Source organism: Halostella sp. PRR32, from assembly GCF_034808085.1.
GTDB lineage: Archaea > Halobacteriota > Halobacteria > Halobacteriales > Natronoarchaeaceae > Halostella > Halostella pelagica.
On the sequence record NZ_JAXHGL010000002.1, the window covers coordinates 304,018 to 329,814 of the forward strand.

At 64.4% G+C, this 25,797-nt stretch carries 26 protein-coding genes; 13 read left to right on the top strand and 13 right to left on the bottom strand.

The annotated features are described in order from the left end of the window. Positions 1-318: 318 nt before the first annotated feature. From SM753_RS06775 to phnE, 3 genes are read left to right on the top strand one after another with little or no spacing between them, the layout of a single operon-like run. Positions 319-1,275, top strand: coding sequence for a substrate-binding domain-containing protein (locus tag SM753_RS06775; protein WP_323191023.1), 957 nt, complete (start codon positions 319-321; stop codon positions 1,273-1,275). A gap of 41 nt (positions 1,276-1,316) precedes the next feature. Continuing rightward, positions 1,317-2,069, top strand: a complete 753-nt coding sequence (phnC, locus tag SM753_RS06780) for a phosphonate ABC transporter ATP-binding protein (RefSeq protein ID WP_323191024.1) — start codon at positions 1,317-1,319, stop codon at positions 2,067-2,069. Then, positions 2,066-3,121: a phosphonate ABC transporter, permease protein PhnE gene (phnE, locus tag SM753_RS06785; RefSeq protein ID WP_323191025.1), complete on the top strand. Its 1,056-nt coding sequence runs from the start codon at positions 2,066-2,068 to the stop codon at positions 3,119-3,121. The genes phnC and phnE overlap by 4 nt, the downstream gene beginning before the upstream one ends. A gap of 59 nt (positions 3,122-3,180) precedes the next feature. Here the strand turns inward: phnE and SM753_RS06790 are convergent, their stop codons facing one another. Further along, positions 3,181-3,987, bottom strand: a complete 807-nt coding sequence (locus SM753_RS06790; protein ID WP_138798264.1) for an inositol monophosphatase — start codon at positions 3,985-3,987, stop codon at positions 3,181-3,183. Positions 3,988-4,133: 146 nt separating this feature from the next. Between SM753_RS06790 and SM753_RS06795 the strand changes: the two genes are divergently transcribed. Further along, positions 4,134-4,667 (top strand): NUDIX hydrolase, encoded by a 534-nt coding sequence (locus SM753_RS06795; protein WP_323191026.1) that lies wholly within the window; start codon positions 4,134-4,136, stop codon positions 4,665-4,667. 752 nt (positions 4,668-5,419) lie between these two features. On the opposite strand, the gene SM753_RS06800 is transcribed toward SM753_RS06795, so the two are convergent. Then, positions 5,420-6,691, bottom strand: coding sequence for a tRNA(Ile)(2)-agmatinylcytidine synthase (locus tag SM753_RS06800; protein WP_323191027.1), 1,272 nt, complete (start codon positions 6,689-6,691; stop codon positions 5,420-5,422). 150 nt (positions 6,692-6,841) lie between these two features. Here SM753_RS06800 and SM753_RS06805 point away from each other — a divergent pair, with 150 nt between their 5' ends. After that, the gene (locus SM753_RS06805) at positions 6,842-7,807 is read left to right on the top strand and encodes a transcriptional regulator (protein WP_135534838.1); all 966 of its coding nucleotides are present in this window, start codon (positions 6,842-6,844) and stop codon (positions 7,805-7,807) included. Between the two features lie 88 nt (positions 7,808-7,895). Then, positions 7,896-8,258 (top strand): hypothetical protein, encoded by a 363-nt coding sequence (locus SM753_RS06810; RefSeq protein WP_323191028.1) that lies wholly within the window; start codon positions 7,896-7,898, stop codon positions 8,256-8,258. A gap of 91 nt (positions 8,259-8,349) precedes the next feature. Here SM753_RS06810 and SM753_RS06815 read toward each other — a convergent pair whose 3' ends face one another. Beyond that, on the bottom strand, positions 8,350-8,607 hold the full coding sequence (locus SM753_RS06815; RefSeq protein WP_135534840.1) for a glutathione S-transferase N-terminal domain-containing protein: 258 nt from the start codon (positions 8,605-8,607) through the stop codon (positions 8,350-8,352). An 87-nt stretch (positions 8,608-8,694) separates the two neighbouring features. Beyond that, entirely contained in the window at positions 8,695-10,122 is a 1,428-nt protein-coding gene (locus tag SM753_RS06820) for an NCS2 family permease (protein ID WP_323191029.1), read from the bottom strand. Between the two features lie 136 nt (positions 10,123-10,258). On the opposite strand from SM753_RS06820, the gene SM753_RS06825 reads away from it, so the two are divergent. Further along, a complete protein-coding gene (locus SM753_RS06825) occupies positions 10,259-12,265 on the top strand; it encodes a DEAD/DEAH box helicase (RefSeq protein ID WP_323191030.1) in 2,007 nt (668 codons plus the stop codon). Positions 12,266-12,294: 29 nt separating this feature from the next. Here the strand turns inward: SM753_RS06825 and SM753_RS06830 are convergent, their stop codons facing one another. Both SM753_RS06830 and thrS read right to left on the bottom strand, forming a co-directional pair. Further along, positions 12,295-13,005, bottom strand: a complete 711-nt coding sequence (locus tag SM753_RS06830) for a phosphoribosyltransferase family protein (protein WP_135534843.1) — start codon at positions 13,003-13,005, stop codon at positions 12,295-12,297. 201 nt (positions 13,006-13,206) lie between these two features. After that, positions 13,207-15,156: a threonine--tRNA ligase gene (thrS, locus tag SM753_RS06835; RefSeq protein WP_323191031.1), complete on the bottom strand. Its 1,950-nt coding sequence runs from the start codon at positions 15,154-15,156 to the stop codon at positions 13,207-13,209. Between the two features lie 199 nt (positions 15,157-15,355). Between thrS and SM753_RS06840 the strand changes: the two genes are divergently transcribed. The 3 genes from SM753_RS06840 to SM753_RS06850 all read left to right on the top strand — a co-directional run bounded on the left by SM753_RS06840 (position 15,356) and on the right by SM753_RS06850 (position 16,339). After that, positions 15,356-15,751: a plastocyanin/azurin family copper-binding protein gene (locus SM753_RS06840; protein ID WP_323191032.1), complete on the top strand. Its 396-nt coding sequence runs from the start codon at positions 15,356-15,358 to the stop codon at positions 15,749-15,751. Positions 15,752-15,815: 64 nt separating this feature from the next. Then, positions 15,816-16,004 carry a hypothetical protein gene (locus tag SM753_RS06845; protein ID WP_323191033.1) on the top strand — a complete coding sequence of 63 codons (189 nt, stop codon included), beginning with the start codon at positions 15,816-15,818 and terminating at the stop codon, positions 16,002-16,004. Between the two features lie 149 nt (positions 16,005-16,153). After that, a complete protein-coding gene (locus SM753_RS06850) occupies positions 16,154-16,339 on the top strand; it encodes a hypothetical protein (protein WP_323191034.1) in 186 nt (61 codons plus the stop codon). On the opposite strand, the gene pyrE is transcribed toward SM753_RS06850, so the two are convergent. Both pyrE and SM753_RS06860 read right to left on the bottom strand, forming a co-directional pair. Beyond that, on the bottom strand, positions 16,336-16,860 hold the full coding sequence (gene pyrE / locus SM753_RS06855) for an orotate phosphoribosyltransferase (RefSeq protein WP_323191035.1): 525 nt from the start codon (positions 16,858-16,860) through the stop codon (positions 16,336-16,338). The genes SM753_RS06850 and pyrE overlap by 4 nt on opposite strands. A gap of 153 nt (positions 16,861-17,013) precedes the next feature. Beyond that, the gene (locus SM753_RS06860; protein WP_323191036.1) at positions 17,014-17,559 is read right to left on the bottom strand and encodes a CDP-2,3-bis-(O-geranylgeranyl)-sn-glycerol synthase; all 546 of its coding nucleotides are present in this window, start codon (positions 17,557-17,559) and stop codon (positions 17,014-17,016) included. A gap of 202 nt (positions 17,560-17,761) precedes the next feature. Here SM753_RS06860 and SM753_RS06865 point away from each other — a divergent pair, with 202 nt between their 5' ends. Together SM753_RS06865 and SM753_RS06870 are read left to right on the top strand one after the other, a co-directional pair. After that, positions 17,762-18,598: a proline dehydrogenase family protein gene (locus SM753_RS06865; protein WP_323191037.1), complete on the top strand. Its 837-nt coding sequence runs from the start codon at positions 17,762-17,764 to the stop codon at positions 18,596-18,598. A gap of 118 nt (positions 18,599-18,716) precedes the next feature. Then, positions 18,717-19,367: a DUF502 domain-containing protein gene (locus SM753_RS06870; RefSeq protein WP_135534851.1), complete on the top strand. Its 651-nt coding sequence runs from the start codon at positions 18,717-18,719 to the stop codon at positions 19,365-19,367. A gap of 89 nt (positions 19,368-19,456) precedes the next feature. On the opposite strand, the gene SM753_RS06875 is transcribed toward SM753_RS06870, so the two are convergent. The 5 genes from SM753_RS06875 to twy1 form a co-directional block, all read right to left on the bottom strand. After that, positions 19,457-20,386 (bottom strand): branched-chain amino acid transaminase, encoded by a 930-nt coding sequence (locus tag SM753_RS06875; RefSeq protein ID WP_138798275.1) that lies wholly within the window; start codon positions 20,384-20,386, stop codon positions 19,457-19,459. Between the two features lie 207 nt (positions 20,387-20,593). Beyond that, on the bottom strand, positions 20,594-21,262 hold the full coding sequence (ribB, locus tag SM753_RS06880) for a 3,4-dihydroxy-2-butanone-4-phosphate synthase (RefSeq protein ID WP_135534853.1): 669 nt from the start codon (positions 21,260-21,262) through the stop codon (positions 20,594-20,596). Next, positions 21,259-21,963, bottom strand: coding sequence for a DUF120 domain-containing protein (locus SM753_RS06885; protein WP_135534854.1), 705 nt, complete (start codon positions 21,961-21,963; stop codon positions 21,259-21,261). Before SM753_RS06885 ends, ribB begins: the two co-directional genes overlap by 4 nt. Positions 21,964-22,169: 206 nt before the next feature. Further along, positions 22,170-22,709: an iron transporter gene (locus SM753_RS06890; protein ID WP_323191038.1), complete on the bottom strand. Its 540-nt coding sequence runs from the start codon at positions 22,707-22,709 to the stop codon at positions 22,170-22,172. Positions 22,710-22,832: 123 nt separating this feature from the next. Beyond that, the gene (gene twy1, locus SM753_RS06895; RefSeq protein WP_323191039.1) at positions 22,833-23,810 is read right to left on the bottom strand and encodes a 4-demethylwyosine synthase TYW1; all 978 of its coding nucleotides are present in this window, start codon (positions 23,808-23,810) and stop codon (positions 22,833-22,835) included. Positions 23,811-23,971: 161 nt separating this feature from the next. Between twy1 and nhaC the strand changes: the two genes are divergently transcribed. Further along, complete coding sequence (gene nhaC, locus SM753_RS06900) at positions 23,972-25,429, top strand: Na+/H+ antiporter NhaC (protein WP_323191040.1); 1,458 nt, start codon at positions 23,972-23,974, stop codon at positions 25,427-25,429. Positions 25,430-25,797 lie beyond the last annotated feature (368 nt).

Consider the following 25,797-nt stretch of genomic DNA (forward strand, 5'->3'; position numbering starts at 1 on the left):
TACCTATAGAGAAGTTGCCAATACGGATCAAACTAGCCTCGATCGTATAATTTAGAGGTCATAACAAGTTCGCGCGCTCTACAGAGTCGGGAGAATCCGGGATATCTTCGTGACGGAGTCTGACAGCCGTCAATGTGTACAGAGACACTATTGAATCAGCTCGCGTAATTGTTAATTAACGAATCATCAACCAGAGGTTTATATAGCCGTACTTTGCCAAATATCCCCGCAATAGTATGTTGGTATACTGTATAATTAATAAGTATATCTAGCTATAGCAAGACTTAAGTTCTGATCGTCGGACCCTCGTATGTTCCCATGAAAGACCGCCGAAGCTTTCTCAAGAGTGTGGGCGCAGCGGGCGGTGTAGCATTCACAGCGGGATGTATCGGACAGTTCGGAAGCCAGCCGTACGGTGACGGTACGCTTACGTTCGTCATGTCGCCGACGGAACCGCAGGAGTTCATGGAGTCGCAGTACGCGCCGGTACGGGACTATCTGGACGAGGAGACCGAGGACGACGTCGAGGTCGAACTCCAGTATGCGAACAACTACTCGGCGGTGCTTCGTGCGCTCGGCGAGGGCAACGCCGAAATCGCCGAAACCGGGCCGTTCGCCGCCGCGCTCGGCGTTCGCGGCGATCAGTGTGACGTGATCCTCCAGCGGTACGCCTACGGTTCGTGGGACTACCACTCCGTACTTATCACCAACGAGGACAGCGACATCGAGGAACCCGCCGACCTCGAAGGACGCGACATCGGCTTTGCCGCCACGACCAGCGCCAGCGGATCGCTGTACCCGCTGTACATGCTCAAGCAGGCCGGTCTGGACATCGGCGACGCCCCGATGAGCGACGACGGCGCGGACTTCACCGCCTCCTGGTCCGGTCACGCGCAGGCGTTCGAGGCGCTCCAGAGCGGACAGATCGACGCGGCAGGCGTCGGTCGATTCATCACCTGGGACTACGGAAACGAGGACTACGTCGAGGGCATCCGCGAGGTCGACAGCGTCTCCGGCATCCCGCGTGCGCCCATCATCGTTAGCCCCGAACTCGACGACGAGAAAAAGGAGAAGTTCACCGACGCCTTCCTCGACGCACCCGAGGATATCTACCTGGGCGAGGACGGCGAGGAGGACGCGGAAGACGAGGAGAACCCGGACGACCTCTGGTTCAGCGACGTACGCGAGGCCGACGTCGACACGTACCAGCCGGTCGTCGATGTCGCCAACGAGCTTGGCATCGAGTCCGACCTCCTCGACGAAGGTACCGAGTAACCGTCACAGAGTCATAACTTCTTCAAGTGGAATCTACTCCAATGCCCGCTGTCTCCGTTCAGGACCTTACCAAGACGTACGGCGAGGGCACGACGGCCCTCGAAGACGTATCTTTCGAGATAGAGAAAGGCGAGTTCGTCGTCGTCCTCGGCCCCTCCGGCGCGGGGAAATCGACGCTGCTGCGCATCCTCAACGGTCTGACGACGCCCACGGACGGGTCCGTCGTCATCAACGGCGAGGAAGTCCAGGGCCGTCGAAGCGACGTGGCGATGGTGTTCCAGTTGCACTACGTCATCGAGAGCATGAGCGCGTATCGCAACGCGCTGACGGGCGCGCTCTCGCGGACGGGCCTCCTCAGTAGCATCCTCACGTGGTACGACGACGAGGACAAACAGGCCGCGCTCGACGCGCTAGACACCGTCGGCCTCCTCGACGAGGCCGAACAGCGCGCGGGGTCGATGTCCGGCGGCCAGCAACAGCGCGTCGGCATCGCCCGAGCGCTCGTCCAGAACCCGGCCCTGCTTTTGGCCGACGAACCCGTCGCCAGTCTCGACCCGAAGGCGGCAACCGAGGTGATGGGGTACATGCGCTCGGCCGCCAAGGAGCGGAACCTCACCACTATCGCATCGCTCCACCAGGTGAACATCGCCCGCGAGTTCGGCGACCGGTTCATCGGCATCCGCGACGGCGAAGTGGTGTTCGACGGCGGCGAGGACGCCCTGACGATGGAGGCCGTCGATGACATCTACTACGGGGAGGGCGGCGACGACCCGATGGAGGTGCTCGGCCAATGAGCGACGACACGAGCAGTGATTCGCCCGACGACGTGGTCGAAGACGGCGGAACGCCCGAAGACCGTACGCGAACCCTCGACGAGACGCTCGCACGGATCGAGCGGAACCAGCGCATCCGCCGCTTCGCACTCGGCGTCGGGCTGGTCGTCCTCGGCGGCATCACTGCCGCGGGCCTCATCTTCATCGGTTTCAACCTCGCCGACCTGACGCGGACGTTCCCCGGCTTCCTCGAGTCGCTGTTGGACTTCATGCCGCCGGACTTCGTCGACTTCACGACCTACACGTCCGAGAACGACATCCGCGGCCCGCAAGCGGTGTACGAGAGCCTGATCCGGCCCGGAACGCTCGTCGAGAGCCTCGCCGAGCAGGACGGCCTCGTCGGCCTGTCGGTCATCACCATCGCCATCGGGTTCTGCGGGACGGTGCTCGGGTTCCCGCTCGCACTGACGTTCGGCGTACTCGGCAGCGAACGCGTGGTCCCGTTCCCGTTCAACTTCATCTTCCGCGGAACGATGTCGACCATCCGGGCTATCCCGGCGCTCGTGTGGGTGCTCATCTACATCCCGCTGGCCGGACTCGGACCGGTCGGCGCGCTACTGGCCGTGGCGACCGACACCGTCGGAAACCTCGGCCGCCTGTTCACGGACGAACTCGAGGAGATCGACGACGGCCCGATCGAGGCTATCGGCTCCACCGGGGCGTCCGACTCCCAGCGCGTCGCCTTCGGTATGCTCAGCCAGGTGTTCACGTCGTTCATCGCCTGGACGCTGTACATCTTCGAGATCAACGTCCGAGTCGCCGTCTCGCTCGGCGTCGTGGGCGCGGGCGGCATCGGGATGTACATCCAGCAGCGGTTCTTCGGCTTCCTTGAGTTCGGAAAAGGGATGGCCGCGATCATCATGGTTATCGCCATCGTCCTCTCCGTCGAGATGATCTCCTCCCGTCTGCGCGCACGGCTGCGGCCGAGCGAACACGAGAGCAAGAGCTTCCTCGACGCGCTCGGCGAACTCACCGACTCCGACAAGTGGCTCGGCAGCCGGTCGAAGGAGTAAACCGACCGGTTCCGGCCGTCGAATCGCACACCACGTTTCTCCCGCGGTCCGTTGAGGGGTCAGCCGCGCTGCGCTTCCGCGTCCCGCGCCGTCGAAAGCACCGCGTCGTGGACCGCGCCGTTCGAGACGACGAGGCCCCTGCTGTCGTGGTGCCAGCGGTTTCCTTCTAGATCCGTCGCCTCACCCCCCGCACACCGGACGAGGTGAACGCCGGCGACGGTGTCCCAGGGGTTCCCGCGGAGGTTCGAAAACACGCCGTCCAGCGCGCCCATCGCGACGTATCCCAGGGATATCTGTGCGGACCCGTACCGCCGGAGATCCGCGAACCGCTCGACGACGCCCTCCGCGGCGGCCGCGTACTCGTCTCGACTGTCGAAGTCCCACCAGAGCGTCGGCGAGACCGTCGCCGTCTCCGGGCCGTCTCGCCGGCTGACCGACAGTTCGTCGCCGTTCAGCCGCGCCGTCGTCTCGTCCGCGAGGAACTCGTCGCCGACAGCAGGCGCGACCGTCGCGGCCGCGACCGGTTCGCCGTCGGCGACGGCGGCGACGCTCGTACACCAGAACGGGACGCCGCGAACGAAGTTGTTCGTCCCGTCGATAGGGTCGACGACGAAGGCCGACCCCTCGTCGGGCACCGTCGTCGGCGCGTCGTTCTCCTCGCCGACGATCGTGACGTCCGGGTAGTCCGCCCGGATCGTCTCGATGACGCGCTCCTGAGCCTCTCGGTCGGCCCGCGTCACCACGTCCGTGTCGCCGTCTTTCGTCTCGACGGCGAGGTCCGTCCTGAAGTAGTCCGCGGCGACGGCCGCCCCCTCGCGGGCGGCGCGGGTCGTGACGGCCGCTCGCTCGCTCTCGCTGTCTGCCATGTCGTGATTCGCGCCGGCGAGAAGGATATGGGCACCGGTTTCGCGGCCGCCGGTTGATGCACAAAGCGTTAGTTCGGGCCGGAAGCATCACGGAGTATGCGATACCCGGGAGAGAGACAAGTGCTTTCGGCGGCTGAGGTGTCCTGATGGTCCAGCGCGTGCCGAACTACTGTCCGCAGTGCGGGACTGCGGTCGAATCGCGGACGTTCGAGGGCCGGGAGCGCCGCTACTGTCTCTCGTGCGAACGGTTCGTCTTCCGGAACGCCGCGCCCTGCGGCGGCGTCGCCGTGGTCGACGGCCACACCGACGCGGTTCTGCTCGTCGAACGGGCGGTTCCACCCGGCAAAGGTGAGTGGACGTTCCCCGGCGGTCACCTCGAAGCTGACGAACCGCCGGCGGCCGGCGCGGCCAGGGAACTCGAAGAAGAAACCGGCATCACCGTCGACCCGGATGACCTGCTGCTCGCGGACGTCCGCCAACTCGATCCGTTCGACGGGAAGTACGTCGTCTCGATCCGCTACGCCGTCGCGCGGTCGGCGACAACGGGCGTACCCGAGGCCGGGTCGGACGCGGAAACTGCCGAGTTCGTCCCGGTCGAGGAGATACGGGACGAAGCGCTACCGTTACGCCCCCACGTTCGACCGCAGTTAGACGACGTACTCGACGCGCTGGGCGACTGATAGGGGCTTTGTAACTGTGTTCCGGCATTCACCGACCCAGTGTCGGCAAAATGCCGAACTGGCTTGTGACAGTCCCTATGAATGGCTCTCGCAGTTGGCTGTCGGATGTCATCGAATTGTTCGGACATTCCCGTCGTCGTTCGGCAACTGCTCAGTACAGGCGAAAACGTTACCTGAGCCGCTATCCACCTCTCCGATAGCTGTCAGAGATGGCGTGTTAACCGCAGAAAACGAGCGTCGCAAATGCGCTACGGTTTCAGCGGGAGACTCGTCCTACCGTTCGAGCGCATGACTTCTCTGTTGCGGTCGGGCCACGCCAGTAACCGATCACGTAACAACTCCCCGTCGACGGTCTTCGGATCATAGCCAACGGTTTTGGCAGTGATCGTCAAAACGATCCAGCCACCGTATCCCAGAATAACCGTCACGCCAGTCAGTACGACTACTGAGACGCATACCCTCACAAGACGCTTTCCGAACCGCACGTCTGCGTTATTCGATTCTTCCAATTCTGTCATACATACAACCACTATATATGGTGTTAAAAAGATAGCGGCACTTCTCTTGCTTACACAGTGTTGCGTTTGCGCCTGTATTCAGCACGACTTGCCGGACAACATCTGAAACCGGTGAGCCTCAACGGTCAGTTCGCAAACAACCACACCGACTGGTTCGCCAGAACACGGGAGAAAGAACCTCCCGAGAGTATCCCGATACCACCTGTACCCGGTGCGGAGAACAGCCTGCTAGGCTCATTTCTCAGGATGAGTCGGCGCGTCGAACCCGCCCCGAACTAGCGGTTTCGCAATATGGCGGCGCGCGCAGGGCGGAACCTCGTACCACCCGCGTTCCAACTCGCGGTCGACGGGACGGTCGACCTTCCCCGCCGCGGCGGTTCCGCAGTCCCGACAGCGGTAGCCCTGGTTCCGGCCCGCGCTCTTCATCGAGCGACCGCACTCGGGACAGTCGGGCGTGACCAGTTCCGTCCCGTTCAGGTCGCGGACGGCGAACTTCTCCAGTTTGAGCGTACCGTCGGCCACTTCGCCGCAAGCGGTGATCCGGTCGCCGGCGCGGAGCGCGCGGACGCGGTCGCGGAACCGCTTGGTGGGTTCGAAGGCGGCGCAGTCGAGGGCGGCGTCGCCGTCTTCGAGCGTCAGGAAGACGTGGCCGCCCTCGCGGGTCTCGGGCGGGTCGGCGACCGTCGCATCGACGCGGTAGGAGCGGCCGTCGCGCGCGTCGGCGAGGGCGGCGTCGCGGAGGTGCGCGTCGGTGCCCTGGTTCGTCCGGAACAGGGCGGTCGATTCGACTGGCTCGCTCTCGATGCGCTCGGCGACTTCGCGGACCGTCTCGGGGTCGTCGCCGCGGATGCCGTGGAGGATCGGGCCGGGCGTGCGCGGGACGCAGACGGCCTGTCCCTCGCCGCGGTCGACGGTGTCCCAGGCGGTGGGGTAGGCCTCGTCGGCGGCCGCGAACACCGAGTCGAAGTCGATATCGCGGGGCGTCCCGCGGGCGTCGGGGTAGCGGTAGGAGATGTGTTCGTAGGTCCACTCCGGGACGGCGCGCCAGGCACCGACGGCGGCCAGCGCGCCGATCGTTCCGCGAGCGTTCTTCCATCCGGCGCGGCGGTAGCCGTGCGCGTCTGCGAGTTCGGTCGCATCGTCGATGGCGTGGTGGTCCCGAATCGCGTCGCGGGCGAAGGCGGCGACATCGTCCGGCGCGTCCTCGGGCGCGTGGGGCGCGACGACCAGTCCCGGGTTCGTGTTCTCGTCGTCGGTTTCGGCCGCCGCGGCGAGGACATCGTGAGCCACGTCGAACGCGGCTCCGGGATCGATATCCGCGTGGACCGCGAGCGCGGCGTTCCCCCGTGTTTTGTAGGGAACTGCGGGGTTCAGGCGAACGAGTAGCAGTCGCTCAACCTCCCCGCCCGCGTCGCGGATCCCGTCGGCGACGGTGCGAGCGACGTAGGTCGTACACATCCCGCGCTCGCGGGAGTCGGTGTCGTCGATCCCGAGGACTACCGGCATCGTCGTCCCGTAGACGCCGCGACGGTGTAACCCCTTTCGTCTCACCTGACTGTATAAGAAAGTACCGCCGTCTAGCAGGTAAAACCGCCTGACGCCGTTCGGACACCGGCGACACAACGCATATATGCGATGAAAGGCTTACCTATGGGTATGACTCGGTCTGCACTGGTCGGCAACGTCACCGCGATGCTCGAAGACGCGGGCTTTACGGTGAGCGACCGGTGTGCGATCAGGCCCAAAAGCTTCGACATCGCGGCCCGCCGCGGCGACGAACTCGTGTTACTGAAGATCCTGGCGAACATCGACGCCTTCGACGGCGAAACGGGTGCCGAAATGCGCCGTCTCGGCACCTATCTCGACGGGACGCCGATGGTGATCGGGCTTCGCACCCGGGACGAGGAACTCAAGCCCGACGTGGTGTACTTCCGGCACGGCGTCCCCGTGTTAAGTCCGGACACGGCGATGAACCTCTTCGTCGAGGAAGTGCCGCCGCTCATCTACGCCGCGCCGGGCGGTCTCTACGTCAACATCGACGGCGACATTCTGGCCGACAAGCGCGAGGAGAAGGGGTGGAGTCTCGGTCAACTCGCCTCCGAACTCGGCGTTTCCCGGCGCACCGTCTCGAAGTACGAGGACGGGATGAACGCCTCCGTCGAAGTGGCACAGGACCTAGAGAACATGTTCGAAGCGCCGCTGACGAGCCCTGTCGACGTGTTAGACGGAACGGAAGAGGTCCACGACGCGGATCCCACGCCGGAAGACCCCGAGGCGGACCCCGACGACGAGCGTATCGTCGCCGTCATGACGCGAGCCGGGTTCGACGTCCATCCCACGCTCCGGTCGCCGTTCAAGGCGGTCAGCGAGGACGGTGAATCCGGTGAAGGGACGGTGCTGACGGGCCACTCCAAGTTCACCCGGACCGCCGAGAAGCGCGCTCGCATCATGGGCTCTATCGGACGCGTCACCCACACCCACTCCGTCTACTTCGTCGACAGCGCCAAGCGCGACTCCGTCGAGGGGACCGCAATCATCGAGCGAGAGGAGGCCGAATCGGCCCACGACGCCGAAGAACTCCGCGACCTGATCCGTGAACGCAGCGACGGGGAGCCCGCCTGAACGCTCGCGCCGTTGCGGCGGTCGACGAACAGGAATCCGTAGCCGCGGCTCCTGAAAGCATTTACCGGAGTCGCCGGAAGCTTCCGCCATGCGCCGCCGCAGTTACGTCCTCGCGCTCGCCGGTCTCGCCGGTTGTGGAACCCCTGATAGCCGCGAAGGCACGACAGCACAGTACACCGCCAGCGTATCGGTCCGCGCCTCGGACGCGGTCACCGCTCGCGTCGTCGTTGCCGACGACGACACTGGCGACCGGGTGTACGACGAGCGACACGACCTCGAACCGCTGGACCGGTTAGACCTCTCTGACGCGTTCGACCCGGGGCGCGGCTACGTGGTTCGCGTCCTGATCGACGGCGAGGTCGAATTCGAACGGACGGTGTACGCGTACGAGGAGTACGTTCTCCGGATCGCGAACGGCGACGTGACCGTCGAAGCGCACGGCGAACGCTGACCGCTGGGCCGTTAAGAATTGTCGTAACTGCGTCCCGGCGTTCGCCGACCCCGCGTCAGTGAATCACCGAACTGACTGACAACAGCCCCTATCAGGCCGCGCCGTCGCCGTACGTCTTTTCGAGGTACTCGACGATGTCGTCGCTCTCGGGCATCCCGTCGACGCCGTGTTCCTCGTCGACGAGGACGGGGACTCCGGTCTGGCCGCTGACCTCCTCCACCTCGGTGCGCTCGCTGTGTGAACTCGGGACCATGTGAGACTCGTACTCTAAGCCCAACTCTTCGAGTTTGTTGACGACTTTCGCGCAGTACGGACAGCCTTCGAGTTCGTACAGTTCCAGATTCGCCATGTCGCTTCGTAGTCCTCCCGGACAAAAAAGAGGACCGAAGGTGTGTGCTCCGCACGCATTTCCCCGAAAGCGAAAGCGGACGCCGGCCTACAGCTGACCGGTGAGGATGCCGCTCGTTCGGACGAAGAAGTAGACGACGAACGCGCCGGCCAGCGCCCACTGCCCGATGGAGACGTCTCTCGCCTCGCCGGTCGCTGCCTTGACCACGGGATAGCTGATGATCCCGGCGGCGATACCGTAGGCGATAGAGAACGTCAGCGGCATGATGATGATAGTCATCCCGGCGGGTACCGCGTGCGTGACATCGTCCCACCGAATGTCGGTGACGTTACCGAGCATGATGATGGCGACGACGACCAGTGCGATGTGCGAGGCGTACTGTGGAATGGCCGCGGCCAGCGGCACGACGGCCAGTGAAAGCAGGAAGAGGACGCCGATGACCAGCGCGGTCATGCCGGTCCGGCCGCCCTCTTCGACGCCGGTCGCGGATTCGATGTACGTCGTCACTGTGGACGTGCCGAGCATACCGCCGACGGTGGTGCCGACAGCGTCGGCCATCAGCGGCTTGTCGATGTCGGGGAGGTTCCCGCGCTCGTCGAGGAAGTCGCCCGCCTGACCGACGCCGACCAGCGTCCCCGCCGTATCGAAGAAGTCGACGAAGAAGAACGTGAACACGACGAGCGCGAAGCTGAACGCCTCCACGTTCTGGAAGCCTTCGATGAACGCCCCCGCCAGAGGCGTGATGTCGTACTGGGCGTCAGGGAGTTGCGCCGGCGCGAGAACGCCCTCGCCGACGACACCGCCGAGGGTCAGCCCCCATCCCGCGACCGCCGTCAGGAGGATGCCGAGGATGATCGACCCACGAATGCCGTTAGCGTACAGCGCTAACGTCAAGAACAGGCCGACGACGGACAGCACGGCGACGGGGTCGGACGCGAGGTCGCCGAGCGCGAGGATGGTTCCGGCCTGGTCGGCACCGACGACCACCTGCATCGCTTCCAGCCCGATCAACGCCAGGAAGAGGCCGATACCGGTCCCGACCGCGAACTTCACGGGTTCCGGGAAGAGTTTGATGACGTACTCCCGGGCACCGATCGCCGTCAGGACGATGAACAGCACACCTTCGGTGACGACGGCGGCGAGCGCCGTCTGCCAGGGAATGCCCATCGCGCCGACGACCGTAAACGCGAAAAACGCGTTGAGCCCCAGACCCGGAGCCTGACCGAACGGGCGGTTCGCGTAGAACGCCATTACCAAAATCGCCGCAGCGGAGGCGAGTATCGTCACGACGGCAAGCATCTGGATCACCTCGACATCGCTGTATCCGTCGATGGCGATGCCCGGCGATGTTATCTCGCCCGCCTCGTTCGTGGTCTGGGCCATGATCGCGGGATTGACCACGATGATGTACGACATCGTGAGAAACGTCGTGACCCCCGCCAGTATTTCGGTCCCCAGATCCGTCTCGTGCCCCTCGAAGTCGAAGTAGTCTGCTAGTGTGTCACTGATCGCCATATCTCACTATCTATAAACAAGTCAATCCTACTTAATGATTACCGTGATCCGGCTCGTTACGCCGCAGAGACGTGACACCGCGCCTTCGTCAGACCGCGCGCAAGTTTAAATACGACGGCGGCGGATCCGTAGACGAATGCACGTGGGGGACCTCCCCCTGCCCCCGGAGTTCGTCGACCACTTCCGGGAGGAAGGGATCGAGTCGCTGTATCCGCCACAGGTCGCCGCCGTCGAGGCCGGCGTCCTCGCGAGCGGAGCGAGTGATATCTCGTCGGAGAGTTCCGACCGCATAGCTACCGACGAGTCCGTCGTCGCCGCGATTCCGACAGCCAGCGGCAAGACGTTCGTCGCGGAACTCGCGATGCTGACCAGCGAGGGTCCCTCGCTGTTTATCGTGCCGCTACGGGCGCTCGCGACCGAGAAGTACGAGACGTTTCAGGAGTTACCGGGCGTGAGCGTCGGTATCGCGACGGGCGATTTCGACGCCAGCGACGAGGAACTCGGCGACCACGACATCGTCGTCGCGACGAGCGAGAAAGTCGACTCCGCCATCCGCAACGGCGCGGGGTGGGTCGAAGACATCGGGTGCGCCGTCGTCGACGAGATCCACCTGCTCGACTCGCGGAGTCGCGGGCCGACGCTGGAGGTCACCATCGCGAACCTGCAGCGTCTCACGCCGGACCTGCAGATAGTCGGCCTGAGCGCCACCGTCGATAACGCCGACGAGGTGGCCGACTGGCTCGACGCCGAACTCGTTACCGCGGAGTGGCGGCCGGTCGACCTCCGGACCGGCGTGTACGCCGACGGCGCGATCACGTTCGAGGGCGGAGACACCCGCGCCGTGCCCGCGGACGGTGACGCCCCGACGGAGGCGCTCGTCCGCGACGCCGTCGCCGAGGGCGGCCAGTGCCTGGTGTTCGTCAACTCCCGCGGGGCGGCCCAGGACCTCGCACGAGATCTAGCTGACGAGGGCGTCGTCAGCGACGCCACGAGTGAGGGAGAAACGGCGGCCAACGGCGGCGTTCGGGGCGACCCTGCCGCCGTCGCCGAGGAGATACGGTCGACGGCGACCACCGGCACCGGGACTGCACTCGCCGAGTACGCCGAAACGGGCGTCGCGTTCCACCACGCCGGCCTGCGGTCGGAACACAGGTCGAACGTCGAGGCGGCGTTTCGCGACCGTGCGCTCTCCGTCATCTGTGCGACGCCGACGCTCGCCGCCGGGGTGAACGTCCCCGCGCGGCGGGTGGTCGTCCGCGACCACCACCGCTACACGGACGACGGCGTCGAATCGCTCCCCGTGCTGGAGGTCCACCAGATGTTCGGCCGCGCCGGGCGGCCCGGACTTGACCCGTACGGCGAAGCGGTACTCGTCGGCGACGGGGACGACGCCGCCGACCTCCGCGAGCGGTACATCGGCGCTGACCCCGAAGCCGTCACGTCGAAACTCGCAAACGACGACGCCCTCCGCACGCACGTCCTCGCCACCGTCGCGAGCGGGTTCGCCGACTCCCGCGAGGACCTACTGGACGTGTTCGGGTCGACGTTCTACGCCCATCAGGACCCGGATGCCGACCTCACCGGCATCACGGACGATGCCATCGCCTACCTCGAAGAGGCCGGGATGATCGCCGACGGTGGCGACCTCTCCGCGACGGAACTGGGCGAACTCGTCTCGCAGGTGTACGTCGACCCGCTGACGGGCGCAGACGTGTTGGCGGCGCTCGACCGTGCCACCGAACTCGACCGCGTCGAATCGCTGACCGTTCTCGAACTGGTCTGTGACACGCCGGACATGCGCGGGTCATACGTCCGCAACAGCGAGGCAGGCCGTCTCACGCAGTTCGCGATGAACAACGAGGCCGTTCTCGCGAAGTCCGTCAGCGATTTCGACGGCGACTTCCAGGCGTGGCTGGAGTCGCTGAAAACCGCTCGCCTGTTGGACGACTGGATCCACGGCGAGGACGCCGCGGCACTGGCGGAGCGGTACGGCGTCGGTCCGGGCGACATTCGCCGGACGGCCGAGCGCGCGGAGTGGCTTCTCAACGCGACGGAGTCGCTCGCCGAACAGGTCGAAAACGAGGGCGGTATCACGGAAACGATCCGGGAGACGCGGGAGGCACTGGGGCGGCGACAGCCCTGACGCGCCGGAGAGCCGTCATCCCGGGAAAGTCAGAACTGCGTCAGCGATCCGACCGGGGCGTCGGTCCGCTCTCTGGCGCGGGCGACTCCTTCGTCGCCGACCGCGATGAGCGCGAACACGCCCGCCACCGTGGCGTCGGCGTGCTGTGCGATGTCGAGCAGGAGTTCCTGCGTCTCGCCCGAGCGGATGAGGTCGTCGACGACCAGCACGGTTTCGCCGCTCCCTATCGCCGACGACGGCAGGTAATACGTGAGTTCGATGCCCGACTGGAGGCGCTGGCGGGACTCGATGAACTCCTCGACGGCGGTCTCCTTGGACTTCTTCGCGTAGGCAGAGCGAGCGCCGAAGTAACTCGCCATCGCCGCCGCGAGCGTGATGCCGTCGGTCGCCGCGGTCAACACGACGTCCGGTCGCTCGAAGTCGAACGCGCCGGCGGCGACGGGCGCGATGAGGTCGAGAAACGACTGGTCGAAGACGACGTTGGAGTTGTCGACGTACCCCTCGTCGTCGACCTGAACGCGCTCTTCGAGTTCCCGCCCGAGCGCCTCTCGACCGACGCCGTCGACGACCTGACGGGCGCGGTCCGTGCTCGGGAGAACGTGCCCGTTGACGTACCGGTTGAGATCGCCCGCAGGGAGGTCCGTCAACTCGGCGAGTTCGTCGTACGTACGCGTCTCCTTCAACATCCGCAACACTCGGACGGACCGTAGCTGGAGTGCGGCTTTCTCGGCGCGGTTCATAGCATGTATGCATTATTCCGCAAGTATGAATACGTCGATGAGTGACAGACGCTGAGTCGACACAGTCGTGGATAGATAGGCTTCGTCCGTAGTGGAGCCATACGAAACGAATCCCTCAGAGCTACGGGGGATAGAGACGTGAAAGTGCGGAGAGTCGTTGAAGCGGTTCGGGGGGACGGGAGAGATCAGGTCGGTGCAGTTCTACTTCAGAAAGGTCGGCGCACTCCGCCGCTGGTCGACCTCGGTTCGAAGGTGGTCGCGGAACTCGTCTATCTCGACGCCGTGTTCCTGGCTCTCCGAACGGTCCCGAACCGATATATCGCCGTCCTCCTCCTCGTTGTCGCCGACGATGATCTGGTAGGGGACGCGGTCGTCGTGGGCCGCGCGGATCTTGCGTTCGAGCGTGGAGTCGCGGTCGTCCACCTCGGCGCGGAACTCGTCGAACTCGTTTCGGACCCGGTACGCGTAGCCCTTGTTCTCGTCGCTGATAGGCAGGATCCGGACCTGTTCGGGGGCGAGCCACGGCGGGAAGTTCCCCTCGAAGTGCTCGATGAGCACCATGAAAAAGCGCTCGTAACTTCCGTACAGCGCGCGGTGGATCATGACCGGCTGATGTTCCTCGTTGTCCTTGCCGACGTAGGACAGGTCGAACCGCTCGGGCATGTTGAAGTCTAGCTGGACCGTCGGGCCGTCCCACCGACGACCGATGGCGTCCTCGAAGGCGAAGTCGATCTTCGGGCCGTAGAACGCGCCGTCGCCCGGTTCGATGTCGTACTCCTCGTCGCGAGCGTCGAGAACGGATTCGAGTTGGGACTCCGCTTTCTCCCAGATCTCGTCGCTACCGACGCTTTTCTCGGGTCGGGTCGCGAGCGCCACGTCGTAGTCCAGGTTGAACGTCGACAACACCTCGTCGATCATGTCCATGATCTGTTCGACCTCGGATTTGATCCCCTCGGGCCGGACGAACAGGTGGCCGTCGTCGATGGTGAACGCCCAGACGCGCGAGAGCCCGGAGAGTTCGCCGCGCTGCTCTTTCCTGTACACCTTCCCGTTCTCGGCGTAGCGGATCGGCAGGTCGCGGTACGACCACGAACTGTCGTCGAAGATGGTCGCGTGGCCCGGGCAGTTCATCGGCTTGAGGCCGTACTCGTCGTCGCCGACGTCAAAGATGAACATGTCGTCCTTGTAGTTCTCGTAGTGGCCGCTCTCCTGCCAGAGATCGGTCTTGAACACGTGCGGCGTCTCGACGTACTCGTAGCCTGCGTCGAGGTTGAGGTCCTCGACGAACGACTCCAGTTCCCGAAGCACGGTTTTGCCCGGCGGGTGGTACAGCGGCAGGCCCGGGCCGGTGACGTCCTGAATCGAGAACAGGTTCATCTCGTTGCCGATCTTCCGGTGGTCGCGCTTCTCGGCCTCGCGCTTGCGTTCGAGATACTCCTCCAGGTCGCTCTCGTCCTCGAAGGCCGTCCCGTAGACGCGGGTCTGCATCGGGTTCGCCTCGTCGCCGCGCCAGTAGGCGGCCGCGATCTCTTCGAGTTTTACCGCGCCGATCTCGCCGGTGGACTCGACGTGCGGGCCGGCACAGAGGTCCTCCCACTCGTCCTGGCTGTAGAACGTGACGGTCTCGCCGTTCTCGGCGAACTCCTCCAGCAGTTCGAGTTTGTACTCCTGGTCGGCCAGGCGCTCGCGGGCCTCGTCGACGGAGACTTCCTCGCGTTCGATGTCGTAATCCGCCTCGATGATAGCCTCCATCTCGGCCTCGATCTCGCCGAGGTCGCTCTCGTCGATATCCAAGTCGTCGAAGTCGTAGTAGAATCCCTCGTCCGTCGGCGGGCCGATAGCCAACTGGACGTCGTCGTACAACCGTTCGACCGCCTGTGCGAGACAGTGCGCCGCGGAGTGGCGCATCACTTCGAGATAGTCGTCGGCCCCGTCGGTGACGATCTCGATCCTGGCACCGTCCTCCGTGACGGGTTGTTCCTTGGCGACGAGTTCGCCGTCGATCCGACCCGCGACGGTGTCGCTACCGAGTCCGGGACCGATCTCGTACGCGACGTCCTCGACGGTCGATCCTCGTTCTACGTGGAGTTCTGAACCGTCTGGTAGTACTACCGCGATGTCGTCGTGTTCTGAGTTTGCGTCCTGTGACATAGTTACACCTCTTGCTGGGCGGGTTCGGCCAGCGAGAGAATCGACAGGTGTCGTAGTACGGGGTTAGAAGCGGGCGAAGGCCCGACCTGTAAAGTAGACACCTGCCATCGTAGTTCCACCTTAGCGGGGGGAGTGAAAAAGCGTTGCGATGCACCCGAGTGAAAAGCGGTTAGTTTCCGCAGCGGAAACGACCGTAGCGATGCCCAGACGAAGAGCGTTCCTTTCGGCGGCGGTGGTCGGCGTCACCGGTTTCTCAGGATGTACCGGTCTACTGGGAACGGGAGACAGCAGCGAGCCAGACGGAAACGTTATTGAACTCACGGGGACCAACGAGTTCAATCCCGACGAGATGACGGTTCAGACGGGGACGACGGTGACGTGGGAGTGGACCTCCCCCAACCACAACATCGTCGTCGACTCTCAGCCCGACGACGCCGACTGGGACGGACACGAACAGATAGAGAGCAGCGGGCACACGTACGAACACACCTTCACCGTCGCCGGGCAGTACGACTACTACTGCAAGCCGCACCAGTCAACGGGAATGACCGGAACTATCCACGTCGAGGAGGGAGAGGAGGAACAAGAAGAGTAGCGGGCGTTTTCTCGTTCAGTGGTTCGCCCGATGATTTTTACAGATGCCGGGCGAAACTACACCTATGCCCGGGACCCCTTCGAACAGCAGACCGCTGCAAACGGTCGGCGTGATCGCCGCTCTCATCGGCGTCGTCGGATTCACCGTCTTCGGCTGGCGCTGGGGAGATACGAGTTCCCTCACGCCGACGGTCATCGGGGCCGCGTTCGCCGCGATAGCCGTGGCGTGGACCGTGTACGCACGGTTCCGGTGACCACTGTCAGCCAGCCGCGCCGCCGACATGCACCATAGCGGAAGTACAGCGAACTTACACCCTATTTCCGTGAGTGAACTCGGTCGAAAGATCGCCTTATCGGCGGAACCGAGTCGTGATCTTTTCCCGCTACAGTGCATGCGGAGCGTATGTCGGGTCGACACACGGAAGAACAGACGCTCCAGGTCGTCGGCGCTGCCGCCGTCGTCGTCGGACTCGTCGGACTGGCCATCTTCGGTCTGGAGTTCGGCCCTACCGGGGCCCGCGTGCTGACCGTACTCGGCGTCGCCGTCGCCGCTGTCGCCGTGGTGGCCGTCCTGTTGCGGGTCGATTAATCCTGTTCTGCCAGCAGTTCCTCGGCGGTGACGAGCGACTCCAGTTCGACGCCGGCGTCGGCGAGGTTCTCCCGGCCGCCCTCCTGACGGTCGACGACGACCAGGGCGCGGTTCACCGTCGCGCCCGCGTCGCGGAGCGCCTCGACCGCGTCGACGGCGCTTTGCCCCGTCGTGGCGATGTCCTCTATCACGACGACTTCCTCGCCCTCCGTCAGGTCGCCCTCGACGAGGTTGGCCGTGCCGTACTCCTTCTGTTGCTTCCGCGCGATGACGTAGGGGGTGCCGGATTTGACCGCCGTCACGGCGACCAGCGGGACGCCGCCAAGCGCCACGCCGCCTAGCTTCGCGGCGTCAACCTGCTCGGCGAACGCCTCCGCGATCAGTTCGAGACAGCGCGGGTCCGTCTCGAAGAGGTACTTGTCGACGTAGTAGTCGCTCGTCCCGCCGTGAGAGAGTTCGAACTCGCCGAACTTCACGGCGTCCGCGTCCCGCAGCGCCTCGATGAGTTCCGCGTTGGCCATACGCGAGCAAGCGCGGCGACGGGGCTTAAGCGCCGTGGAACGGAGCGAGAACGATCAGCGGACAAATGGCCGTGCTAGCGGTCGCGAGCGACGCGAGGCGACGAAGTCCCCTCGGAACAGCCGAACGGGCGGCATTTTTTGGCAGAAAGTCGTTTACCACGGCTCGTTTTTCAGCCCCAACCAGTATGCAGCGACGTTCGTCGTCACGTGCAGTATCGGCGTGAGAACCAGAACGACGGCCAACACGGGAAGCGTGAAGGTGTCCATCGCCCAGTCGAACGCGCCGAGAAACGTCAACAGGAGCGCTCCGACGGCGAAATCAAGCTGGTCGAGACCGGGGAACGCGGCCCCGCGCTGGCGGCCGGTGCGGCGCTTGAGGAACGAGGCACCGATGTCGCCGAGCATGGCCCCGAGCGGCAACGCGACGACCGCTGCCGGCGGGAACGTGGGGAGGGAAACGTCAAGCGTCGCTCCGACTTCGCCGGCGGACGCCGAGAGGACGAGCGCCAGGACGGCACCGACGAGCGTCCCGAAGAGGGTACCGCGCCAGGTTTTCCCGTCGCCGAGGATCCGGCGACCGCCCCACGTCCGCCCGCCGTCTATCGGTTTCCCGCCGCCGGCGAGCACCGCGACGTTGTTCGGGACGTACGCAGGGAGCATGACCCAGAACGCCACGACAACACTCTCGAATATATCCATACGCGCCGACAGGATTCCGCGGGTCTTAATGCACCGTGGTTTCCGTAGAAGGGAACCGACAGCGGATTCGATGTGGAGGCTCGTCGGCTGACAGGATGAGAAACGACACAGCCACCGGTCTCGGCGTCACCGTCTGCGATTGACGTTGGGTCGGATGGAGCATTTGTAATAAATTAAAAGGGTCGGTGACCTACCCTCGACCATGATCCCGCCGATAGCGAGCAAGTTTGTCGCGGGCGAGACGCCCGCGGCGGCTCTCGACCACTCCCGTCGCCTGAACGACAGAGATGTCGGAGCCATCCTGAACCTGCTCGGCGAACATTACGACGAACCGGAAGCGGCGGCAAGCGACCGGGACGCGTATCTCGATCTGATAGACGACATCGCCCGCATCGACGGCGATATCTGTATCTCGGTCAAGCCGTCGCAGATCGGTCTGGACATCGGCGAAACGACGTTCAGGGAGAACCTCGAAGCTATCGTCGAACGCGCAGACGACCGAGGGGTGTTCGTCTGGGTCGACATGGAAGACCACACGACGACTGACACGACGCTCGACGCCTTCGAGGACTTCGCGCGCGAGTACGACGGAGGCGTCGGAGTGTGCCTCCAGGCGAATCTCAAACGAACGCTGGACGACGTCAAACGTCTTGCGGACGTTCCCGGGAAGGTCCGTCTCGTCAAAGGTGCGTACGACGAACCGGAAACGGTCGCCTACACTGAGAAATCCCGGGTGAACGAAGCGTACCGAGACCTGTTAGAGTACGCGTTCGAACACTACGACGGCGGTATCGCCGTCGGGAGCCACGACCCGGAAATGATCGACTACGCGCGCGACCTGCACGCGGAACACGGCACGGAGTTCGAAGTACAGATGCTGATGGGCGTCCGCGAGGACGCTCAGGACGACCTCGCCGAGGAGTACGAGGTCTGGCAGTACGTTCCGTACGGCGACAAGTGGATGTCCTACTTCTACCGTCGGGTGATGGAACGCAAGGAGAACCTCCTGTTCGCGCTTCGAGCGGTCGTCAGCGGGTGAAATCTAACTATTGTGACCGTTTAGCACGATAACCGTGCTACGGCACCGCTTCGTTACGCGACGGCACGGCTAGCAGGAAACGAAAGGCCTGATAGTCCCCCGTGAGAATCCGAGAGATATGACCTCCTGGAAGCGGGACTTCGCAAGTGGACTCATCGTCCTCGTCCCCGTTCTCATCTCGGCGTACGTCATACGGTGGGTCTACGGTCTCGTGGCCTCCGTCACGCCCGAAGCGATCATCAAAGAGCAGATGCTGGCGGACTACGGCATCAGTACCGCATACGCCGAACTGATCCGGGTGTTCGTCACCCTCCTCGTGTTCGTCGTCCTCGTGTTCGCTATCGGCTATCTGATGCGGACGGCCATCGGCGGCTTCTTCGAAGCGGCGGTCGACGATATGGCGAACCGCGTCCCCGGCCTCCGCGTGGTGTACAACGCGTCGAAGATGGCCGCCGAGACTGCACTCGGCGGTACCGAGGCGCTCCAGACGCCGGTGAAACTCGAACCGGTGCCGGGAATCCGGATGACGGCGTTCAAAACCGGCCGCGTGACCGACGACGGTCGCGAGATCATCTTCCTGCCCACGTCACCGAACATCACGACCGGATACGTCATCGAGATAGAGCCGGAGAACCTCACGGAAACCGACGAGCGCGTCGAGGAGGCGCTCACACGGATCCTGAGCGCCGGGTTCGGGGATTCCGACCAGAACAACAGCCGCGGCATCCCGATAGACGTCATCGAGCGGTCGGTGGACGACGACGACTAGAAACGACCTGTTTCGCCTCGGGCGCACCGAAGGCACACCCGAGGCGAAAGAAGGTCGGCGTTAGCAGGCACCCGGCGATGCAACAGCCGTTAGACGTAGTCGAACCACTCGTCGTACTTGTCGGTGCGGCGCTCGACGATGTCGAAGAACTCCTGTTGGATCTCTTCGGTGACGGGGCCGCGGGTTCCGGATCCGATCTCGACGTTGTCGACCTTCCGGATCGGCGTGACCTCCGCTGCGGTCCCGGTGAAGAATAGTTCGTCGGCGGTGTTGAGTTCGCCGCGCGAGATCGTCGCGTCGTCGTGGACGGTGTAGCCCAGATCCTCCGCGATGTCGATGACAGTCTGGCGCGTGATGCCGTCGAGGATGCTCTCCGAGAGTCCGGGCGTGTACAGTTCGTCGTCGCGAACCAAAAACAGGTTCTCGCCCGGACCTTCGGCGACATCGCCCTCCTTGTTCAGAACGATAGCTTCGACGAAGCCGTTGCGGCGGGCCTCCTCGCCGGCCAGCATGCTGTTTACGTACAGTCCGGTGGTCTTGGCGTTGGTCGGGATCTGGCTGGAGGCGTGTTTCCGCCACGAAGAGACCATCACCTCGACGCCGTTTTCCAGGGCGTCCTCGCCGAGATACGTCCCCCACGGCCAGCACGCGATGGCGACCTCGGTCGGACAGTCGCCCGGGCTAACGCCGAGGCTGTCGTACCCGTAGAACGCGATAGGCCGGATATAACAGGATTCGAGGTTCTGCTCCCGGATCAGCGTTTCGGTCGCCTCGGTCAACTCCTCGCGAGAGAAACCGATCTCCATGTCGTACGGTTTCGCGGACTCGTAGAAGCGGTCCAGATGTTCCTCCCAGCGGAAGATGGCGGGGCCGTTCTCCGTATCGTAACACCGGACGCCTTCGAAGATGCCCGTACCGTAGTGAAGCCCGTGCGTCAGGACGTGAATCTGGGCGTCGTCCCAGTCGACGAACTCGCCGTCCATCCAGATCGTGTCGACGTCGCCGAACGCGTCGCTCATCGACGGTCACCTCTCTTCGGTGGCATGTTTCCAGTGCGAGATTGCTGTCCACGGATGGCGCTCACGTCCCTGTGTGCCGAGTACATACCGGAGTCAACGAAGCCATCCCTAAAGAGTGTTGACGGTCCGCGGTTCCGAGTCCGCTGTAGTTTACGCGTACGGTGCTACGACGGGAGCGTACCGACGGGAAAGACGGTAAACGGCGAATCAGACGGAGGACCTGTGCAGTTGCTCGGCCAGTCGCTCCCCCTCGACGAACGGCGTTTCGGTCCGTCGGCCGTAGCCGCGGGCGTCCTCGGGGCTGAGCGCGTCGCCGGTTTCGTCGTCTAACATCTCGCAGACGACCGCCGCCGGCGTGCGGTCGGCGGCGAGCGCCAGCGCGACCGCGTACTCGGTGTGGCCGCGGCGGTCGGCCAGGAGGTCGGGGGCGGCCCGCAGCAGGTGAACGTGGCCGGGCGAGCGGAACGTCTCGGCGAAATCGACGCGTTCGGGGTCGGCGGCCGCCGCCGCGAGTTCGGTGATAGTCAGCGCGCGGTCGTTGTCCGTGATGCCCGTGTAGGTGTCGCGGTGGTTCACGGTCAGCGAGAACGACGACCGATCGTCGTAGCCGAGTTCGTGGTCGGCCGCGACAGGATGATCGACTGCAGACGCGAAAAAGGGGAGGTCGAACGCTCGCGCGATGTCGTCGGACAGCGCGACGCAGACGAGACCACCGGCGTCGTTTCGCATGCGAGCCACCGCCTCGGACGTGACGGCGTCGGCCGGGTAAACGATGTCCGTCTCCCCCTCGCGGTCGGCGGCGTCGTGGATCAGAACGGGGTCGCCGGTTCGAAACGCTTCCACGGCGTTGTCGACTGCACTCTGGCGGCGACTCATGGTTCGGTCACGCTGATCGTCAGGTGGTCGTCGTCGTCCAGTCCGAGTTCGTCGCGCAACTTGATCGGCGCGATCAGTTCGATCTGGTCCTCGTCGTGGTGGGTTCGCTCCGGGGTGATGATGTGACACTCCTCGTACCGCGTTCCGTCGGTGGTCTCGATGGCGGCGGGGTAACAGATCGCCGGCCCGTACGTGCGTTCTTCGTCTTCCCACCCTTCGATCGGAATGGGGTCGAGCGACGCCATCGCGGACCGACGCCGCACGCTCGCCTCGGTCAGGTCCACGTTCAGCGTCCCGGCGAACGGTTCATAGCCGAGGCGGTCGACGAACTGCTCCATGTATCCCGGCAGCGAAATGTAGTGGCGGCCTTCGCCCATCCCGCCCGTGACTGTTCCGGCGAGTTCGACCCCCGCGTCGGCCTCGAAGATACGTCGGTACTCCTCGTACTCGCCGCGGAGCGCGCGCTGTCCGGCGTCGGTGATAGCGACCCACTGCCCGTCAGAAACCGTGTCGCGTTCGACGTAGTTCTCGTCTTCGAGTCGCTGGAGACGCCGGGACGCGGTCTGGTTCGACGCGTCGAGGCGGTCCGCGAGCCCCGAACAGGACGTCTTGACCTCGCCGGCGAGTCCGCCGTCCAGTGCGAGAAGCTTCAGCACTGCGAGTTCGTCGTGTCCGACCGCCGCCGACGCTGCATCTGACATACGAGAACATACTTAGCCGTCGGTGATAAGCATATCGGAAGTGGAATGCATTCCAAATTTGGAACAGTGTACAACGGGACCGGAGTTGACCAGTTCGCGACGGGAATCGAATAGTCTCTGCCGCAACTGAGTCGAAGTCGTCTAGTCACCAGCGGGGGAACTCCCTAAACGCACCGATCCAGTCCGGTGACCCCGCTAGCAGCGGTTTAATCCTGACCGGTTTCGATTTCGACGTTCTCGAACGTCACTTCGACCGGTTCGGCGTATCTATCGCCGTTTTCTTGGTCATGGCGCATGTACGCCGGCGGGTCGACCTCGACGGTGATGTCGTACTCGCCGTCGCCGGGTACCTCGACGTTTTTCCCGTAGTGATGGAGGCCGGGATGCCAGACGAACGGGACTTCGAACGGTCCGACCGTCTCGCCGTCTTCCGGGTCGAGCGTCGACCGGACGGTCAGCTCCGGGACGAACCGGCCGTCTGCGGCGTCCGTGACGGCGACCTCGAGGTGACAGTTCTCTTCCTCCGGTTCCGTCCACTCCAGGTCGCCGTCGTCACCGGGGACGTACATCCCCTCGGCCTCCTCCTGGGCGAACCCGACGACGTAGTCGTCGACGGTCCGCAGACCGCCGGTTTCTGCGACCTCGTCTATCATGTAATCCAGCGCCCGGGTGTACGCCTCGCCCTCCGCTTTCGCTAATTCGAGTTGCCGTTCGTCGACCTCGTCGCTCGTGGTTTTCTCGCTCATTGAACTCCGGTCGCCGTACCACGCCAGGCGGTAAAACGGTACGCGTCATAGACTGCTGTCACTGTTTTCCGGTGTTTGCCGACCTGGCCGCCGAAATACCGAACTGACGTACAGCAGTCCCTCTCAGCCGCCGACGACGGGGTCGCGCTCCCAGAAATCGCTCCCCTTCTGGAGCTTGGGGACCCAGGTGTCCTCGTCGCGAGCCAACAGCGCGACGCGCGACTGCGGGACGCCGCGGATCTCGTCGTGGTCCGGCATGTGGGCCGCGACGTCCTCGGCGAACGCCATCACGTCCTCGTGGTCCGGCATCGAATCGCGGTCGAGACGGCCCTGCGAGTGGCCGACGTGCATGTACGCTTTCAGTTCGACGAAGTCGGGGTCAGCGCGCCGATAGAACCCGGCGTACCAGTCCGGGTCCTTCATGTTCTGACCGTTGACGAGCGTCGTCCGGAGGACGGTTCGGGTGTCCTCTTTCTCGGCGAGTACGTCCATCGTGTCGACGAGACGCTCCCAAGCGTCGTCGTCGACGGGCTTGACCACGTCGTCGAACGTGTGTCGCTCCGCGGCGTCGACGCTGACGTACAGCTGAGTCGGGTCACATCGGTCCAGCATCTCGGGTTTCGTCCCGTTGCTCACGAGGAACGTAGTGATGTCGCGGTCGTGGAACTCCTCGATGAGCTCCGGGAGGTACGGGTACAGCGATGGTTCGCCGTCCAGGCTGATAGCGACGTGACGTGGCTCCATCGCCTGCTCGAACACCTCGCGGGGCACCTCGTCGTTGCCGCCGAACCCGGAGAGCAGTTTCTTCTGGAGTTCGACGCTCGCGTCCGCGACGGCGGCGGGGTCGTCCCACTCGACGTCGCCGAGTTCGTACGCGTGCCCCGCGTGGTCCCGCCAGCAGAACACGCAGCGTTCGTTGCATTTGACGACCGGCGTCATCTGGATACAGCGGTGGGACTCGATGCCGTAGAACGCGTACTTGTAGCATTTCCCCTCGCCGCGCAGGGCGTTCGCCGTCCACCCGCAGGTCTGCGCCGCGGTGTGGTTCTCGCTGTGGTAGTCGGGATTCCCGACCTGTTTGGGCCCGTCCGAATCGCTCATTGGAGAAACGAATGCGGTCGGACCTGAAACATCCTTTCCTCCCGCGGGACGTCTCGGAACGTTCTCCCCGCTCGAAAAATGAGACACGACACCAGATATCATGCTCTATAGGAATAAAATCCTGTTCTTTAATTCACTCCAGTTATTAGCAGGAGACACACGTGCCTTCGCTGAACCACGATCCGCTCACGTACGAGGACATCACACCGGAACGCCGTCCGAGTCTCCGGCAGGCGCTCGTGCCTGTACTCGGCGTTGTCCTGTTCCTCGGCGTGGGCTCCGGCTATCTGAAGCTCGCTCCCCACGGCCCGTTGCTGTGGAGTATCGTTCTGACCGGGGCCGTCGGTAAGTACTGGCTCGGGTTCACCTGGGACGACCTCTACGAGGGAATCGCCGACAGCCTCCTAATGGGGCTCCAGGCGATCCTCATCCTGTTCGTCATCTACGCGCTCATCGCCACGTGGGTCAGTGCGGGGACCATCCCCGGGCTGATGTACTACGGCCTCGCGGTGCTGACGCCGGACGTGTTTCTCCCCGTGACTGCGGTGCTTGCGGCCGTGGTCGCGTTCTCTATCGGGTCGTCGTGGACCACGGCGGGGACGCTCGGCGTCGCGTTCATCGGGATCGGCTCCGGCCTCGGCATCCCGGAGCCGATGACCGCCGGCGCGATCCTCACCGGCGCGTACGCCGGCGACAAGCAGTCGCCGCTGTCGGACACGACGAACCTCGCGGCGGCGGTGACTAACACCGACCTCTACGACCACATCCGCGGGATGCGGAACGGCACGGCCGTTGCGTTCGGCCTGTCGATCCTGCTCTATGCCGTCCTCGGCCTCCGCGCGGGTGGCGCTATCCCCGCCGGTCGCGTCACGGAGATACAGGGCGCGCTGGCCGGCACCTACGACCTCTCGGTGCTGGTGTTTCTGCCCCTGGTCGTCACGTTCGGCCTGGCGCTGTACGGCTACCCGGCGCTTCCGACACTCGTCGCGGGCGTCTTCGCCGGGACCTCCGTTACGACCCTCGTACAGGGCAGGTCGTTCACCGACGCCTGGGCGGTCTTTCTCTCGGGGACGGAACCCGAGACCGGCGTGAGCCTCGTAAACGAGTTGCTTGCGAGCGGCGGGCTCTCCGGGTCGGCGTGGACCATCTCAGTAGTGGTCGCCGCGCTCTCGCTCGGCGGACTGCTCGAACGGACCGGCGTGCTGGCGGTGCTCGCTCAGTATCTCGCCAGCGCTATCCGGGACACGACCGGTCTCGTAGCCGGGACGGGAGCCGCCGCCATCGCGGTGAACGTGTTCTCGGCCCAGCAGTACATGAGCATCGTCGTGCCTGGCATGACGCTCCGGAACCTCTACGACGAGTACGGCCTCGACAGCGCCGACCTCTCCCGGGCGATCGAGTCCGCGGGGACGCCCACCGGCGCGCTCATCCCGTGGCACGCCGGCGGCGTGTTCATGGCCAGCGTCTTCGGCGTGAGTACGCTCTCGTACGCTCCGTACTACTTCTTCGCCTACCTCTCGCCGCTGGTGCTTTTCGCCACCGCCCTGACCGGGCGCGGCTTCGTTACTGACGATCCGGAAGCGGCCCGGTCCGACGCGCCCGCCGTCGCCGACGACTGAGAGATTGTTGTCACGGTTCCCAGGTATTCGCCCGCGCGTGGTCGACAAAGTACGACCCGAAGTACGACAGTCCCTATGAGGCCCTGGAGACAGGTCTTTGCCCTCCTGCTGACTCGCTCTCGGATTTCGACCCGAACGGGACGCGTTCGGATTCCTCGTCTTCTATGTCGGTATCGTCGCCCGCACCACGTCCGTGTATCCAGTCCCGCCCGTCGTCTCGGCTGGCGACGGAGCGACTGACAGCGACGAGGTGAGACCTCTCCCCGTCTGTATTCTGTTTCGTTCACTGCCGCCGAGCGGTCGAACGCGGTCGCTCTCCGGTACGTTGCTGCTCAGAAAATACAGTAGTCTACGCGCTGAAGAGACGA